We start from the raw sequence: 16,224 nt of genomic DNA, 5'->3' as shown, positions 1-16,224 counted from the left end.
CGTGAATGTCAGTGTGGGCGGGCGCGATCGATGATCGCCCCGAAATCGGTGGCGGCGTTCAGCGAGCCGAAGCTGTAGCCCCAGTGACCGCCGATGCGCGAATCGCAGAAGGCCGCAAACACCGCCAGCGGCGCGGTGCGCGCCAGCAGCGCGGCCTGCACCGCCAGGGCCACGTCCTGCGCCAGCCGGCGGGCCTCCATCTCGGTGGCCATGGCCTCCACCCGCAGCGGCAGCTGGGCGGCCAGCCGGTCGAGCGCCGGGTGCATGCCGCGGGCCGGCGCCAGTTCATGGGCCAGTGCGGCGGCCGCATCGGCCTTGCGCAGGGCGCGCAGCAGATCGAGCGCCATGATGTTGCCGGCGCCTTCCCAGATGGAGTTGAGCGGCATCTCGCGGTAGATGCGGGCCATGACGCCCTGCCCACCCTCCTCCACATAGCCGTTGCCGCCCAGGCATTCCATGGCCTCCTGCGCGAAGTGGCTGCCGCGCTTGCAGACCCAGAACTTGGCCACCGGCGTGAGCAGCCGGGACATCACCTGCTCATGCGGGTCGTGGGGCCGGTCGAAGCTGTGGGCCAGCCGCAGGGCCAGGGCGGTGGCGGCCTCGGATTCGAGCGCCAGGTCGGCCAGTACGTTCTGCATGAGCGGCTGGTCGATCAGGAACTTGCCGAAGGCCTTGCGCTGGGTGGTGTGGTGCAGGGCCAGGCTGAGCGCCTGGCGCATCAGGCCGGCGGTGCCCAGCGCGCAGTCGAGCCGGGTCAGCGTGCCCATGGCCAGGATCTGCGGGATGCCCCGGCCCTCCTCGCCCACCAGCCAGGCGGTGGCACCCACGAACTCCACCTCGGAGCTGGCGTTGGCCTGGTTGCCCAGCTTGTCCTTGAGGCGCTGGATGCGCAGCGCATTCAGGCCGCCCCCGGCCCATTCGGGGAGCACCCGGGGCAGGAAGAAGCAGGACAGCCCGCCCGGCGTCTGCGCCAGCACCAGGAAGGCGTCGCACATCGGGGCCGAGAAGAACCACTTGTGGCCGGTGATGCGCCAGCGCTCGCCCCAGGCGTCCGATCCGTCGGGTTCGGCCCGGGTGGTGTTGGCCCGCACGTCCGAGCCGCCCTGCTTCTCGGTCATGCCCATGCCCATGGTCAGGCCGGCCTTGGCATGCCAGGGCTTGAGCACCGGGTCGTAGGCCCGCGAGGTCAGTCCCGGTCCCCAGTCGGCATAAACCGCCGCGTTGGACTGCAGCGCCGGCGTGACCGCATAGGTCATCGAGACGGGGCACAGGATGGAGGGTTCTAGCTCGGTGAACAGCATGAAACCGGCGGCTCGCCGCAGGTGGGCATGGCCGGTGGCCTGGGCCTCGGCGCCGAAGGCGCTGCCGTGCAGGCCGGCGCCGGTGGCGGCCGCCATGAGCGCGTGGTACGAGGGGTGGAATTCCACCTCGTCGATGCGGTGGCCGAAGCGGCTGTGGGTGTGCAGCTGCGGCGGGTGGGTGTTGGCCAGCCGGGCGTGCTGCTGCATGTCCGCACTGCCGGCGAGCAGGCCCAGCGCGCGCAGCGGGGCCACATCAAGGTCGGGCGCGTGCAGCCGCAGGGCCGACTGCAGCGGCCGCTGGATGTCGAACAGGTTCACATCCTGCAGCGGCGCAGGCTGGTTGAAGACCTCGTGCGTGGCCGACACCGCCGACCTCAGATCAGCTTGACCAGCTGCTTGCCGAAATTGCGGCCGCGCAGCAGGCCCATGAAGGCTTCCGGTGCCGATTCGATGCCCTGGGCCACGGTCTCGCGCGGGCGGAGCTTGCCGGTGGCCACCAGGGTGCCGAGTTCGGTCAGGGCCTCGGGCCAGACTTCCATGTGCTCGCTGACGATGAAGCCCTGCACCTTCAGGCGGTTGACCAGGATCAGGGCCGGGTTGGCCATGGGCAGGGGCGCACCGTCGTAGCCGGCGATCATGCCGCACACGGCGATGCGGCCGAAGGCGTTCATGCGCAGCAGCACGGCATCGAGCACCATGCCGCCCACGTTCTCGAAGTAGCCGTCGATGCCGTTCGGGCAGGCCTCTTTCAGGGCCTTGGCCAGCGAGTACATGTCCTTGTGCAGCTTGTAGTCGATGCAGGCGTCGAAGTGCAGTTCGTTGACGGCATAGGCGCATTTGTCCGGGCCGCCGGCAATGCCGACCACGCGGCAGCCACGGGCCTTGGCCAGGGCGGCGAAGGCGCTGCCCACGGCACCGGTGGCCGCACTCACCACCACCGTCTCGCCGGCCTTGGGTTCGATGATCTTCACCAGGCCGTACCAGGCGGTCACGCCGGGCATGCCGACCGCGCCCAGGTAGTGGCTCAGGGGCACATGGGTGGTGTCCACCTTGCGCAGCGCGCCAGGCTGGTTGGCATCGACCACGCTGTACTCCTGCCAGCCGCCCATGCCGACCACCTGGTCGCCCACCTTGTACTTCGGGTGCTTCGATTCGACCACCTCGCCCACGGTGCCGCCGATCATGACCTCGCCCAGCGGCTGCGACGCGGCGTAGCTCTTGCTGTCGTTCATGCGGCCGCGCATGTAGGGGTCCAGGCTGAGGAAGTGGTGGCGCACCAGCACCTGGCCGTCGGCCAGGGCCGGCGTGTCGGTGGTGACCAGCCTGAAGTTGGAGACGGTGGCTTCACCCTGGGGGCGGTTGTCGAGCAGGATCTGGCGGTTGGCAGGCATGGGGGTTCTCCGGTGAGCGTGAAATGGGCAGACCGGGTCAGTCGGTCTTCACCCGGTTGAGTTCCTTCGTGCTGGCCGGCCCGGTGGGCAGGCGCGGCACGAACTTGAAGGTGCCGGTGGCGTGGCAGCACAGCTGCCCGGCGGCGTTGAACACCTGGCCTTCGGTGAAGGCCATGGTGGCGGTGCGGTGCAGCAGCCGGCCCTTGGCCACCACCGGGCCCTGGGCGGCGCGCATGAAGCTGGTCTTCATCTCGATGGTGACGGCGCCCATGTCGGGCTGCACCGACCGGGCCGCATGCGCCATGACCACATCGAGCAGCGTCATGCTGGCGCCGCCGTGGATCACGTCGAAGGAATTCAGGTGGTCGGCGGCCGGATCGAAAGCGATCTCGGCCTCGCCACCGTCCATGCGGCGCAGCTCGAAGCCGAGCAGCTCGACGAAGGGAATGCGGACAGAGAATTCCAAACGATCACCCGCCCGTGATGATGCTCACACCGCCATCCACCGCCAGCCACTGGCCGGTGATGTGCTTGCCGGCGTCGCTGGCGTACAGCAGGGTCAGGCCCTTGAGGTCTTCGTCGTCGCCCAGGCGGCCCAGCGGGGCGTGGGCGGCCAGGCGTTCCTCGCCCATGGCCTTGAGGGTGCCGGCGGTCATCTTGCTGGGGAAGAAACCCGGGCAGATGGCGTTCACGCGGATGCCGTGGGCGCCCCACTCCGCCGCCAGCGCGCGGGTGAAGTTGATCACCGCGCCCTTGGAGGTGTTGTAGGCGATGGTCTTCATGTCGCGCGGGTTGCCGCCCAGGCCGGCAATCGACGCGGTGTTGATGATGCTGCCGGTGCGCCGCGGAATCATGCTGGCCTTGGCCACGAGCTGGCTCAGGATGAAATAGCTGCGCACGTTCAGGTTCATGACCTTGTCCCAGGCCTCGACCGGGTGGTCTTCGGCCGGGGCGCCCCAGGCGGCACCCGCGTTGTTGACCAGGATGTCCACATCGCCCAGTCGCTGGGCGGTCTCGCTGGCCAGGCGGCGGATGTCGTCTTCCTTCGAGCAGTCGGCGGCCACCCAGCGGGCATCGATGCCGGCGGCCTGCAGCTCGGCGGTGGCGGCTTCCAGGTCCTCGGCCTTGCGCGAGCTGATCAGCACGCGCGCGCCGGCCTCGCCCAGGGCATGGGCCATCTGCAGGCCCAGGCCGCGCGAGCCGCCGGTGATGAGCGCGGTGCGGCCCTTGAGGTCGAACAGCTGGTGAACGTTGCGGGTCATGGGGTCTCCTCCTTCAGTTGTTGGTGTCGGGCACGTGGAAGTCCATGCAGTGGCGGCTCTGAACCACCGCCTTCATGAACGGCTTGATCGCCACGTGGGTCGGGTGGTTCTGGTAGGCCGCCAGCGCAGCAGCATCGGTGAAGCTGCTGTCGAGCACCAGGTCGGCGGTGCAGTCCATGCCCGGTGTCGCAGTGCCCACCGAGAACTGCAGGATGCCCGGCGTGATGGCCGCGCAGCCCAGCAGCAGCTCGCGGGCGCGCTGCACATTGGTGGCGCGGTCGGCGCCTTCGGCCTCTTCTTTCAGCGTCCACATCACGATGTGGCGCAGCATCAGAAGGCCTCCTCGGGCAGGGCCGCACAGGTCTGGTCGCGGCTGCTCACCACCTGCAGCCAGGCGCCGATCTTGGGCAGCTCGTAATGGAAGAAGAAACGCATGGCGGCCAGCCGGCCGGTGCGGGCGGCACCGTCGGGTGCGGACTGTGCGGTGAGTGCGACGTCCAGCCAGATCCACGCCAGCACCGTGTGACCGAAGGCCTGCAGATAGGGCACGGCGTTGGCCAGCGCATCGCTGGGGTTGCCGGTGGCCCAGGCGGCCTTGGTGGCGGCGCCCACCTGCGCCAGCGCCTGGCCCAGGGCGTTGGCGTGCACCGCCAGTTCCGGCACCTGGATGGCGCGTTCGATGGTGGCATTGATGCGACCGGCCAGCAGCTGCAGGCCGCGGCCGTTTTCCATCAGCACCTTGCGACCCAGCAGGTCCATGCCCTGGATGCCGTGGGTGCCTTCGTGGATCATGTTCAGGCGGTTGTCGCGCCAGTACTGCTCCACCGGGAAGTCGCGGGTGTAGCCGTAGCCGCCGTGCACCTGGATGGCCAGGCTGTTGGCCTCCAGGCACCATTCGCTGGGCCAGCTCTTGGCAATGGGGGTCAGCACTTCGAGCAGCAGGCGGGCCTCGTCGGCCGCCTGCGGCGTGCCGGTGTGCTGCTCGTCGACCAGCCGGGCGCAGTACAGCTCCAGGGCCAGCGCGCCTTCGCAATAGCTCTTCTGGGCCAGCAGCATGCGCTTCACATCGGCGTGCTCGATGATGCGGATCTGCGGCTGGGCCGGGTCCTTGCCACCCGGCCCCATGGGCCGGCCCTGCGGCCGGTTCTTGGCGTAGTCTAGGCTGGCGTGGTAGCCCGCCATGCCCAGCATGGTGGCCGCCATGCCCACGCCGATGCGGGCCTCGTTCATCATGTGGAACATGCAGCGCAGGCCCTCGCCGGGCCGGCCCACCAGGTAACCGATGGCGCCCGGCGCCGGTTGCGCCGAGCCGGGCGATGCCACCGGGTATTTGCCTTCACCGAAGTTCAGCAGCGTGTTGGTGGTGCCGCGCCAGCCGCATTTGTGGTTGAGGCCGGCCAGCGCCACGTCGTTGCGCGCGCCGGTGAGCTGGCCGTCGGTGCCCACCAGCTTCTTGGGCACGATGAACAGCGAGATGCCCTTGACCCCCGGCGGCAGCTGCCCGTCCGGCCCGGGGATCTTGGCCAGCACCAGGTGGATGATGTTTTCGGTCAGCTCGTGCTCGCCGGCGCTGATCCACATCTTGTTGCCCTTGAGCCGGTAGCGCGGGCCCAGCGGATCGGTCTCGAAGCCCTCGCCGTCGGGCACGGCGCGCGTGGCCACGTCGCTCAGGCTGGAGCCGGCCTGCGGCTCGCTCAGGCACATGGTGCCGCTGAAGCGGCCGTTGAACTCGTTGAGCGCAAACACCTGCTTCTGCAGCCCGGTGCCGTGCGCCATCAGCAGGTTGGCGTTGCCGGTGGTCAGCATGCCGCTGCCGATGCTGACCGATGCCATGGCAAAGAAGGCGTTGGCAGCCGCCTCCACCGTGTAGGGCAGCTGCATGCCGCCCACCTCGTAGTCCTGCGCCGCGCTCAGCATGCCGCTCTCGGCGTAGGCGCGCTGGGCGTCATGCGTGGCCTGCGGCAGGATCACCCGCTCGCCGTCGAAGTGCGGCTCCTGGGTGTCCACCAGCCGGTTGAACGGCGCGTACTTCTCGCGGGCGATGCGCTCGCAGGTGTCGAGCACCGCGTCGAAGGTCTCGCGGCTGTGGTCGGCAAAACGCTCGCGCTGCTGCAGCGAACCGACCTTGAGCCAGTCGTGCAGCAGGAAGTCGACAGTGGGACGCAGGCTCATGGCGGGCAGGCGGCAAACCGGATCAGAGCACTTCGAACACGCCGGCAGCACCCATGCCGCCGCCGATGCACATGGTCACGCAGACCCGCTTGGCGCCACGGCGCTTGCCTTCGATGAGGGCATGGCCGGTCAGGCGCTGGCCCGACACACCGTAGGGGTGACCCAGGGCGATGGCGCCGCCGTTGACGTTCAGGCGGTCGGCCGGAATGCCCAGCTTGTCGCGGCAGTAAATCACCTGGACCGCGAAGGCTTCGTTGAGCTCCCACAGATCGATGTCATTGACCGTCAAGCCCAGCTTTTTCAGCACCTTGGGCACGGCGAACACCGGGCCGATGCCCATCTCGTCGGGCTCGCATCCGGCCACCGCAAAGCCCAGGAAACGGCCCAGGGGCTTGAGGTTGTGGCTGCTGGCGTACTGCTCGCTCACCACCACGCAGGCGCCGGCGCCGTCGCTGAACTGGCTGGCGTTGCCGGCCGACACCACACCGCCCGGAATGGCGGGCTTGATGCCGGCAATGCCTTCCTTGGTGGTGCCTTCGCGGGTGCCCTCGTCCTTGCTGACCGTGACCTGTTTGGTCATCAGGCCCATGACCTTGTCGGCCACGCCGGCGGTCACGGTGATGGGGGCGATCTCGGCGTCGAACAGGCCGTCGGCCTGGGCCTTGCAGGCTTTTTGCTGGCTGGCGGCGCCGTACTCGTCCATCACGTCACGGCCGATGCCGTAGCGCTGGGCCACCTGCTCGGCGGTCTGCAGCATGTTCCAGTAGATGGCGGGCTTCTTCTTGTCCAGCGCCAGGTCGCGCAGCATGTGCTGGTTCATTTCCTGCTGCACGCAGGAGATGCTCTCCACGCCACCGGCTACATACACGTCGCCTTCACCGGCGATCACGCGTTGCGCTGCCAGGGCGATGGTCTGCAGGCCGGACGAGCAGAAGCGGTTGACGGTCATGCCCGAGACGGTGATGGGCAGGTCGGCCATCAGGGCGATCTGGCGCGCGATGTTGGCGCCAGTGGCGCCTTCGGGGTTGGCGCAGCCCATGATGACGTCCTCGACCGCGCCGGGGTCGATGCCGGCGCGCTCGATGGCATGGCGCACCGCATGGCCACCCAGGGTGGCGCCATGGGTCATGTTGAAGGCGCCCTTCCAGCTCTTGGCCAGGGGGGTGCGGGCGGTGGAAACAATGACGGCGTTGCTCATGTGAAATCTCCTGATTCGGTTCCGGGCTTCAGTTCGCGCCGTTGAAATTTTTCCCCTCGGCCACCAGGCGCTTGATCAGCGGGGCCGGCTCCCAGAACTTCGCGTCGTCCAGCGGGTTCTGCTGGAAGCGCTTCATGGCCTGGACCACGTTGAACAGGCCCACCTCGTCGGCGTACTTCAGCGGACCGCCGCGGTGCACCGGGAAGCCGTAGCCGAAGATGTAGACCACATCGATGTCGCTGGCCTTGTTGGCAATGCCCTCTTCCAGGATGTGGGCGGCCTCGTTGACCAGCGAGAACACCAGGCGCTGCACGATTTCTTCGTCGGAGATCTTGCGCGGCTTGATGCCGAGTGCGGCGCGGTGGTCGGCGATCATCTGCTCCACCTCGGCGTTGGGAATGGCGTCGCGCTTGCCCGACACATAGTCGTACCAGCCCTTGCCCACCTTCTGGCCGAAGCGGCCCTTCTCGCACAGCAGGTCGGCGGTCTTGCTGTACTTCATGTCCGGCTTCTCCACATAGCGGCGCTTGCGGATCGCCCAGCCGATGTCGTTGCCGGCCAGGTCGCCCATGCGGAAGGGGCCCATGGCAAAGCCGAACTTCTCGATCGCGCGGTCGACCTGGGCCGGGGTGCAGCCCTCGTCCAGCAGGAAGCCGCCCTGGCGGCCGTACTGCTCGATCATGCGGTTGCCGATGAAGCCGTCGCACACGCCGGAGACCACGGCGGTCTTCTTGATCTTCTTGGCCACGGTCATGACGGTGGCCATCACGTCCTTGGCGGTCTTCTCGCCACGCACCACCTCCAGCAGCTTCATGACGTTGGCCGGGCTGAAGAAGTGCAGACCCACCACGTCCTGCGGGCGCTTCGTGAAGGCGGCGATCTGGTTCACGTCCAGCGTGGAGGTGTTGGAGGCCAGGATGGCACCGGGCTTCATGACCTCATCCAGCTTCTTGAACACGGCTTCCTTGACGCCCATGTCCTCGAACACGGCCTCGATCACCAGGTCGGCGTCGCCGATGTCCTTGTAGTCCAGCGTGGTCTTGAGCAGCGCCATGCGGGCATCGAGCTTGTCCTGCTTGAGCTTGCCCTTCTTCACCTGCGCCTCGTAGTTGCCGCGCATGACACCCACGCCGCGGTCCAGGGCCTCCTGTTTGGTCTCCAGGATGGTGACCGGGATGCCGGCATTGAGGAAGTTCATGGAGATGCCGCCACCCATGGTGCCGGCGCCGATGACGGCCACCTTCTCGATCTTGCGCTGCGGCGTGTCGTCGGCCACGTCGGGGATCTTGCTGGCGGCGCGTTCGGCGGTGAACAGGTGGCGCAGCGCGCGGCACTCGGGCGTCCACATCAGGTTGATGAAGATCTCGCGCTCGAAGGCCATGCCGTCATTGAACTTCTTCTGCGTGGCGGCTTCCACCGCGTCCACGCACTTGCCCGGGGCCGGGAAGTTCTTGGCCATGCCCTTGACCATGTTGCGGGCGAACTGGAAGTAGGCGTCACCGTCCTTGTGCTTGCAGGGCAGGTTGCGCACCAGCGGCAGCGGGCTGCCGTCGGCGTGGCGCGCGGCCACCTCACGGGCCAGGGCCAGGGCCTCGTCCATCAGCGATTCGGCCGATGCGGCCAGCTTGTCGAAGAGTTTCTGGCCCGGGATCTGGGCCAGCATCTCGCTCTTGACCGGCTCGCCGCTGACGATCATGTTCAGGGCCACCTCCACCCCCACCGCGCGCGGCAGGCGCTGGGTGCCGCCGGCACCCGGGATCAGGCCCAGCTTGACCTCGGGCAGGGCCACATTGCAGCCAGGAGCGGCGATGCGGTAGTGGGCGCCGAGCGCCAGCTCCAGACCACCGCCCATGGCCACGCTGTGCAGGGCCGCCACCACCGGCTTGCGGCTGTTCTCCACCGCCAGGATCACCGACAGCAGGTTGGGCTCGGCCAGCGCCTTGGGCGTGCCGAACTCGCGGATGTCGGCGCCGCCCGAGAAGGCCTTGCCGGCGCCGGTGATGACCACCGCCTTGACGGCCGCATCGGCCTCGGCACGGGCCAGCCCGTCGGTGATGCCCTGGCGGGTCGACAGACCCAGGCCGTTGACCGGCGGGTTGTTCAGCGTGATGACGGCCACGTCGCCGTGGACCTGGTACTGAGCGGTCATGGAAGCTCCTCTGTGTGGAAAGCGAAACCGGTAAAAACGAACGGTCGTGCGATTTTAGAAACGAAACCGTCTAACGCAACCCGGTCCTGTCGCGGGCGGGTCAGACCTCAAGCCATTCTTTTCGGGTGACCGGGTCGTTGCGCAGGTCCTCGGGCGTGCCCTCGAACACGATGCTGCCATGGCCCATGACCAGCGCCCTGTCCGAGATGCTCATGGCGATGGTCAGCTTCTGCTCGATCAGCAGCACCGAGATGCCCCGGGCCTTGAGGCGCTGCAGGTATTCGGCCACCAGCTCCACGATCTTGGGCGCCAGGCCTTCGGTGGGCTCGTCGATGATGATGAGGTCGGGGTCGCCCATGAGGGTGCGGCACAGGGTGAGCATCTGCTGCTCGCCGCCCGAGAGCACGCCGGCCTCGGTGTGCTGCCGCTCCTTCAGGCGCGGGAACATGGCGTACATGTCGTCGAAGCCCCAGCGCGAGCCGGTGCCCTTGCCTTTCTGGCCCAGCAGCAGGTTCTGGTGCACCGTGAGCTTGGGGAAGATGTCGCGGTTCTCGGGCACATGGCCCAGGCCGAGGTGGGCGATCTCGAACGGTTTTTTGCCCAGGATGTCCTGGTTCTTGAAGCGGATGCGGCCCTGGCATTCCACCAGGCCCATGATGGCCTTGGCCGTGGTGGAGCGACCCGAGCCGTTGCGGCCCAGCAGGGCCACGATCTCGCCGGGCTTCACCGTCAGGGTGACGCCGTGCAGCACGTGGCTCTTGCCGTAGTAGGCGTGAAGGTCCTGGATGTCGAGCATGGGTGTCTCCGTTCAGTGGCCGGCGGCCTGTTGGTCGGCCAGCACCGAGCCGAGATAGGCCTCCTGCACGCGCGGGTTGGCGCGCACCGCATCGGGCGTGTCGCAGGCGATCACCTCGCCGTACACCACCACCGCAATCCGGTCGGCCAGACCGAACACCACGCCCATGTCGTGCTCCACCGTGAGCAGCGTCTTGCCCACCGTGACCTCGCGGATGAGCTCGATGAAGCGCGCCGTCTCGCTCTTGCTCATGCCGGCGGTGGGTTCGTCCAGCAGGATCACCTGTGCACCGCCGGCGATCGTGATGCCGATCTCCAGCGCGCGCTGCTCGGCATAGGTGAGGTTCATGGCCAGCACATCGCGCTTGCGGTCCAGGCGGATGTCGCGCATGAGCTGTTCGGCGCGTTCGTTGGCATCGTGCAGGCCGGCCAGGAAGCGGAACAGCGTGTAGCGGTAGCCCAGGCTCCAGAGCACGCCGCAGCGCAGGTTCTCGAACACGCTGAGCTTGGGAAAGATGTTGGTGATCTGGAAGCTGCGTGACAGGCCCATGCGGTTGATCTCGAACGGCATCATGCCGTCGATGCGCTGGCCGTTGAGCAGAATCTCGCCGCTGCTGGGCCCGAACCGGCCCGAGATCAGGTTGAACAGCGTGGACTTGCCGGCGCCGTTGGGGCCGATGATGGCCACCCGCTCGCCGGGCTGCACCACCAGATTGGCGCCGCGGATGATGTCGGTCTTGCCGAAGCTCTTGCGCAGGTCGCGCAGTTCGATGGCCGGGACATTGCCCGCCGGGGTGGTTGCCGTGTTCATGCGCCCTCCTTCGGGGCGGTTCGTTGCTCGATGATGACCTGCACCTCGTTCCAGACCTTGAGGAAGCGGCGGCGCACCCACTCGAACAGGCCGAGGGCCACCAGGGCCACGGCGGTGGAAGCGATCCAGCTGGCGGCGCTGCCTGCATCCAGCTGCAGGCCCAGGTAGCTCAGCGCGGTGCCGGTGCCGGCATTGAGCTGCAGGTGGTACATCATCTCCACCAGTGCGCCGAAGCCGGCCAGCATCAGCAGGCCCAGCACACCCAGCACCACATAGCTGCTCCACAGCCGGCCCAGAAGGCCGTGGGCGGCCACCCGCACATTCATCATGATGAGGCTGGCCACGCCGCCCGGGGCGTACATCACCATGAACAGGAAGATCAGGCCCAGGTACAGCAGCCAGGCCTTGGTCAGCTCGGACAGCAGGACGGACGCCAGCACCATCAGCACCCCGCCGATGATGGGGCCGAAGAAGAAGGTGGCCCCGCCCAGGAAGGTGAACAGCAGGTAGGCACCGGAGCGCGCCGCACCCACCACCTCGGCGGTGACGATCTCGAAGTTGAGCGTGGCCAGACCGCCCGCCACGCCGGCAAAGAAGCCGGCGATCATGAAGGCCAGGTAGCGCACCTTCTGGGTGTTGTAGCCGATGAACTCCACCCGCTCGGGGTTGTCGCGCACCGCGTTCAGGATGCGGCCCAGCGGCGTGCGGGTGAAGGCGTACATCAGGCCCACGCAGATGAAGGTGTAGACGGCGATCAGGTAATACACCTGACGCGGCGGCCCGAAGGTGATGCCGAAGAACGCTTCGCCCACCACCCGGTTGCCCGACACGCCGGCCTCGCCCCCGAAGAACTCGGAGAACATGAGCGACATGGCGAACACCAGCTCGGCCATGCCCAGGGTGATCATGGCAAACGGCGTGCCGGCCTTCTTGGTGGTCACGTAGCCGAACAGCATGGCAAAGAACAACCCGGCCACGCCGCCCACCAGCGGGATCATGGACACCGGAATGGCCAGCTGGCCGCCCGCCGCCGCATTGAGCGCATGCATGGCCATGTAGGAGCCCAGGCCGGTGTAGACGGCATGACCGAAGCTCAGCATGCCGCCCTGCCCGAGCAGGATATTGTAGGACAGGCAGGCGATGATGGCGATGCCCATCTGCGACAGCATGGTCATGGACAGGTTGCTGCTGAACAGCAGCGGCGCCACCGCCAGCAGCAGGGCGAACGAGGACCAGATGATCCAGCGGTTGCGGTTGAAGCCCGGGGCCGGGCGAACGGTCGTGTTCATGGGAGTTCAGCCTTCACGGGTGCCGAGAAGGCCCTTGGGCCGGAAGATGAGGATGAGCACCAGGAACAGGTACGGCAGGATCGGGGCCACCTGCGACAGGGTCAGCTTGAGCACCGAGTTGTTGCGCAGGCCCTCCGACAGCTGCAGGCCCAGCTGCTGGGCCACGCTGACCAGGGAATGGTCCATGGCCACGGCAAAGGTCTGGATGATGCCGATGAGCAGCGAGGCCAGGAACGCACCCGAGAGCGAGCCCATGCCGCCGACCACCACCACCACGAAGATGACCGAGCCCACGGTGGCCGCCATGGCCGGCTCGGTGACGAAGGTGCTGCCGCCGATCACGCCGGCCAGGCCGGCCAGACCGGTGCCGGCACCGAACACGAGCATGAAGACCCGCGGCACGTTGTGGCCCAGGGTCTCCACCGTCTCGGGGTGGGTGAGTGCGGCCTGGATCACCAGGCCGATGCGGGTGCGGGTGAGCAGCAGCCACAGGGCCACCAGCATCAGCAGGGCCACCAGCATCATGAAGCCGCGCGTGGCCGGGAACGGCGAGCAGATGGTGCCGGCCGCTGCGCAGACCTCCATCGGCGCCTGGCCCCAGAAGAGGCGCAGCGAATCGTCGGCCAGGTGGGCCAGGGTGAAGGCCGGCCCCTTGAGGATGTCCGGCGGCGGGAACTCCACCGCGGTGCGGCCCCAGATCAGCTGCACCAGCTCCAGGATGATGTAGGACAGGCCGAAGGTCACCAGCAGTTCGGGCACATGCCCGAACTTGTGCACCTTGCGCAGCGTCAGCCGCTCGAACAGCGCCCCCAGGGCGCCCACCACCAGCGGCGCCACGATGAGCGCCGGCCAGAAGCCCACCCATTTGGACAGCGTGAAGCCCAGATAGGCCCCCACCATGTAGAAGCTGGCGTGCGCGAAGTTGAGCACGCCCATCATGCTGAAGATCAGCGTCAGCCCGGAGCTGAGCATGAACAGCAGCAGCCCATAGCTGACGCCGTTGAGCATGGAGATGATGAAGAACTCCATGGAAGCCTTTCAGGCAGAAAGAGGTGGGGGAGAAAAGGATGGGCAAGACAGCGGGATCACCCACCATCTTGCCGGAGCAAGGTGTCAGACCCCAGGGCGCGGCGGGACCGGCTCCGCCGGCCCGCTCGCGCCGCCCCCTCGAGGGGGTCGCGCGCAGCGCGGCGGGGGTGGGCTCAGTTTCAGGGCCGCTTCATCTGGCAGCTGGTCGGCGTGCTGGCGATGAAGGACGGGAATTCCTTCACCGGCTTGAGCGTCATGCCGGTGTTCTCGGGGCTGTACGGGTTCTTGGCGTCGGTCTTGGACCACACCGTCATGAACAGCGGCTGCTGCAGCTGGTGGTCGAGCTTGCGCACTTCCACCTCGCCGTTGAAGCCCTTGAACTTCAGGCCTTCCATGGCGGCCGCCACCTTCACCGGATCGGTCGACTTGGCCTTGGCCATGGCCTCGCTCACCGCCTGATAGGCCAGCGGGATGGCGCCGGTGTACATGTCGTCCTTGTAGCGCTTCTGGAACTCGGCCGTCCACTGACCCATCTGGCCGCCCATGTTGTAGTGCTGGTAGGAGACCTGGTACACGCGGCCTTCGCCACCGGTGCCCAGCGCCGACGGCGTGCCGGTCACGCCGGTGTAGTAGGTGAAGAACTTGCCGTTGTAGCCACCTTCGTTGGCGGCCTTGACCATGAGCGCCAGGTCGGAGCCCCAGTTGCCGGTGATCACGGTGTCGGCACCCGAGGCCTTGATCTTGGCGATGTAGGGCGCGAAATCGCGCACCTGGGCCAGCGGGTGCAGGTCTTCACCCACGATCTGGATGTCGGGGCGCTTGCGGGCGAGGTTCTCCTTGGCGAACTTGGCCACCTGCTGGCCGTGCGAATAGTTCTGGTTGAGCAGGTAGACCTTCTTGACGTCCGGCTGGTCCTTCATGAAGGTGGTCATGGCCTCCATCTTCATGGAGGTGTCGGCGTCAAAGCGGAAGTGCCAGTAGCTGCACTTGCTGTTGGTGAGGTCGGGGTCCACCGCCGCGTAGTTCAGGAACACCACCTCCTTGCCCGGGTTGCGCTCGTTGTGCTTGTTGACGGCGTCGACCAGCGCGCCGGCCACCGACGAGCCGTTGCCCTGGGCGATGTAGCGCACGCCCTGGTCCAGCGCAGCCTTGAAGTTGTTCAGGCTCTCGGCCGGGCTGAGCTTGTTGTCGAACCCCACCACCTCGAACTTGACGCCCGCCGGGTTGGACTGGCTGAACTTCTCGGCGAAGAACTGCCAGCTGCGAAGCTGGTTCAGACCCACCGGGCCCATGAGGCCGGTCTGCGGGTCGATCAGCGCGATCTTCACCGTCTCGCCCTTCTGGGCAAAAGCGCTGGCCATGGTCAGGGCAATGCCTGCGGCAGCGACGGTCTTCAGAGCGAAATGCATGGGGTGTCTCCTGTCGTTGTGGGGTGGAGCCGGCAGGGTATCCCGGCCACGTGGCAGGAGCCTCAGGGAATGCCCCTACCCTCTATCACTCTGGAGACTGCGGTGGGTGCAACCGGTGTTCCGCGGTCTGCCCGGTTAGCGGCGGACCATGCCGCACTGGGCCGGCTGGCTCACGGCGACGCCGTCGAAATGGCGCACCGGTGCGAAGGTGTGGTCGGTGCCGTCGGCACCCCGCGGGTGCACCGCGTCGGTGCGTTGCCAGCGGTTGATGTAGAGGCCCTTCTGCAGCTGATGGTCCGCCGATCGCAGGACCACCGGACCGTCGAACCCGTCGAACTGCATGCCGCTCATCTCCCGGGCCAGATCGGTGGCCGAGCTTCGGCCCACCCGGGCCATGGCCCGGGCCAGCATGACCAGCCCGTCGTAGGCCGAACTCACCACGAGATCCTCCTCGTGTTGCCTGGCGAATGCCTCCATGAGCAGGCCCAGCCGTCCAGGCTGGTTGGTGTGACTCGACCCCACCTGGAACACCGGCATCGGCCGCCCGTAGGCAACCAGCCGGGAGGCGATGCCGGGCAGGTGGGTGTAGTAGCCGAACACCGGCAGGTCGATGCCCTCGGCCTCGAGGCTGTCGAAGAGCCGCCGCAGGTCCACGCCCCAGTTGCCGGTGACCAGCACCTGCGCGCCGGAGTCGCGCAGCTGCCGCACCCAGGGCGCGAAGTCCCGCAGGATGAAGGCCGGGTGCAGCTGGTCGGACACCACCCTCAGGCCGTCCCCCGTCTCCTCGGCCTTGCGACGGAACCAGCTCGACACCTGCTGACCATGGGCATAGTTCTGGTTGAGCAGCGCCACCCGGCGCCACGGCGTGTCCTGGGCCAGGAAGGTGACCAGCGCCTGGGTCTTCATGGCGGTGTCCGCGTCGATGCGGAAATGCCAGAAGCTGCAGCGCTCGCGGGTGAGCGCCGGGTCCATGGCCGCGTAGTTGAGCAGCAGCACGTCCCGCTGGGGAAAACGCTCGTTGTGGCGTTCGATGGCGGCGACCAGGGTGGCCGCCACGCCCGATCCATTGCCCTGCAGCACCACCCGGAAGCCCTGGTCGATGGCCGCGCGCAGGGCATGCAGCGATTCCTGGGGCGATCCCTTGTTGTCGAATCCCGCCACCTCGAACCGCAGACCGGCGGGGTTCTCCTGCTCATTGAGGCGCGCGGCCAGGAACTGCCAGGTGCGCAGGCCGTTGCGGCCCACGTCGGCGGCCGGCCCTGACAGGGGATCGATGTAGGCCAGCCGCACCACGTCGGCGCTGCGCACGCAGCCCGGCAAGGCCACGCCGGCCGCACCCAGGGCGGCCGCCGCCAGCCAGCGGCGTCGCCCGGCGGACTCCGGCTCGGTGCGGGCGGAGGCTGGCTGCATGCCGACGG

14 protein-coding genes are annotated in these 16,224 nt (G+C 67.7%); all 14 read right to left on the bottom strand.

Annotation, left to right across the window (positions count from 1 at the left end; translation table 11 throughout):
- Positions 1–8: 8 nt before the first annotated feature.
- The 14 genes from CAP38_RS04545 to CAP38_RS04480 all read right to left on the bottom strand — a co-directional run bounded on the left by CAP38_RS04545 (position 9) and on the right by CAP38_RS04480 (position 16,216).
- Positions 9–1,667 carry an isovaleryl-CoA dehydrogenase gene (locus CAP38_RS04545; protein WP_086119650.1) on the bottom strand — a complete coding sequence of 553 codons (1,659 nt, stop codon included), beginning with the start codon at positions 1,665–1,667 and terminating at the stop codon, positions 9–11.
- Between the two features lie 8 nt (positions 1,668–1,675).
- Complete coding sequence (locus tag CAP38_RS04540) at positions 1,676–2,692, bottom strand: NADP-dependent oxidoreductase (protein ID WP_086119649.1); 1,017 nt, start codon at positions 2,690–2,692, stop codon at positions 1,676–1,678.
- Positions 2,693–2,729: 37 nt separating this feature from the next.
- A complete protein-coding gene (locus CAP38_RS04535) occupies positions 2,730–3,158 on the bottom strand; it encodes a PaaI family thioesterase (RefSeq protein WP_086119648.1) in 429 nt (142 codons plus the stop codon).
- Positions 3,159–3,162: 4 nt separating this feature from the next.
- Positions 3,163–3,954, bottom strand: a complete 792-nt coding sequence (locus CAP38_RS04530; protein WP_086119647.1) for an SDR family oxidoreductase — start codon at positions 3,952–3,954, stop codon at positions 3,163–3,165.
- 13 nt (positions 3,955–3,967) lie between these two features.
- Complete coding sequence (locus tag CAP38_RS04525) at positions 3,968–4,285, bottom strand: Dabb family protein (RefSeq protein WP_086119646.1); 318 nt, start codon at positions 4,283–4,285, stop codon at positions 3,968–3,970.
- Positions 4,285–6,126 carry an acyl-CoA dehydrogenase gene (locus tag CAP38_RS04520; protein WP_086119645.1) on the bottom strand — a complete coding sequence of 614 codons (1,842 nt, stop codon included), beginning with the start codon at positions 6,124–6,126 and terminating at the stop codon, positions 4,285–4,287. The genes CAP38_RS04525 and CAP38_RS04520 overlap by 1 nt, the downstream gene beginning before the upstream one ends.
- A 22-nt stretch (positions 6,127–6,148) precedes the next feature.
- Entirely contained in the window at positions 6,149–7,324 is a 1,176-nt protein-coding gene (locus CAP38_RS04515) for an acetyl-CoA C-acyltransferase (protein WP_086119644.1), read from the bottom strand.
- Positions 7,325–7,352: 28 nt separating this feature from the next.
- Positions 7,353–9,473, bottom strand: coding sequence for a 3-hydroxyacyl-CoA dehydrogenase NAD-binding domain-containing protein (locus tag CAP38_RS04510; RefSeq protein WP_086119643.1), 2,121 nt, complete (start codon positions 9,471–9,473; stop codon positions 7,353–7,355).
- A 100-nt stretch (positions 9,474–9,573) separates the two neighbouring features.
- A complete protein-coding gene (locus CAP38_RS04505) occupies positions 9,574–10,269 on the bottom strand; it encodes an ABC transporter ATP-binding protein (protein ID WP_086119642.1) in 696 nt (231 codons plus the stop codon).
- Positions 10,270–10,281: 12 nt separating this feature from the next.
- Entirely contained in the window at positions 10,282–11,079 is a 798-nt protein-coding gene (locus CAP38_RS04500) for an ABC transporter ATP-binding protein (protein WP_086119641.1), read from the bottom strand.
- On the bottom strand, positions 11,076–12,368 hold the full coding sequence (locus CAP38_RS04495) for a branched-chain amino acid ABC transporter permease (protein WP_086119640.1): 1,293 nt from the start codon (positions 12,366–12,368) through the stop codon (positions 11,076–11,078). Before CAP38_RS04495 ends, CAP38_RS04500 begins: the two co-directional genes overlap by 4 nt.
- A gap of 6 nt (positions 12,369–12,374) precedes the next feature.
- On the bottom strand, positions 12,375–13,397 hold the full coding sequence (locus CAP38_RS04490) for a branched-chain amino acid ABC transporter permease (protein WP_086119639.1): 1,023 nt from the start codon (positions 13,395–13,397) through the stop codon (positions 12,375–12,377).
- 179 nt (positions 13,398–13,576) lie between these two features.
- Positions 13,577–14,806, bottom strand: coding sequence for a branched-chain amino acid ABC transporter substrate-binding protein (locus CAP38_RS04485; protein WP_086119638.1), 1,230 nt, complete (start codon positions 14,804–14,806; stop codon positions 13,577–13,579).
- Positions 14,807–14,941: 135 nt separating this feature from the next.
- Positions 14,942–16,216, bottom strand: a complete 1,275-nt coding sequence (locus CAP38_RS04480; protein WP_086119637.1) for an ABC transporter substrate-binding protein — start codon at positions 16,214–16,216, stop codon at positions 14,942–14,944.
- Between the last annotated feature and the right edge of the window lie 8 nt (positions 16,217–16,224).

It is taken from the genome of Hydrogenophaga sp. IBVHS2, from assembly GCF_002127215.1.
In the GTDB taxonomy this organism is placed as follows: domain Bacteria; phylum Pseudomonadota; class Gammaproteobacteria; order Burkholderiales; family Burkholderiaceae_C; genus Hydrogenophaga.
This window is presented reverse-complemented; position numbering and strand designations above follow the sequence as displayed.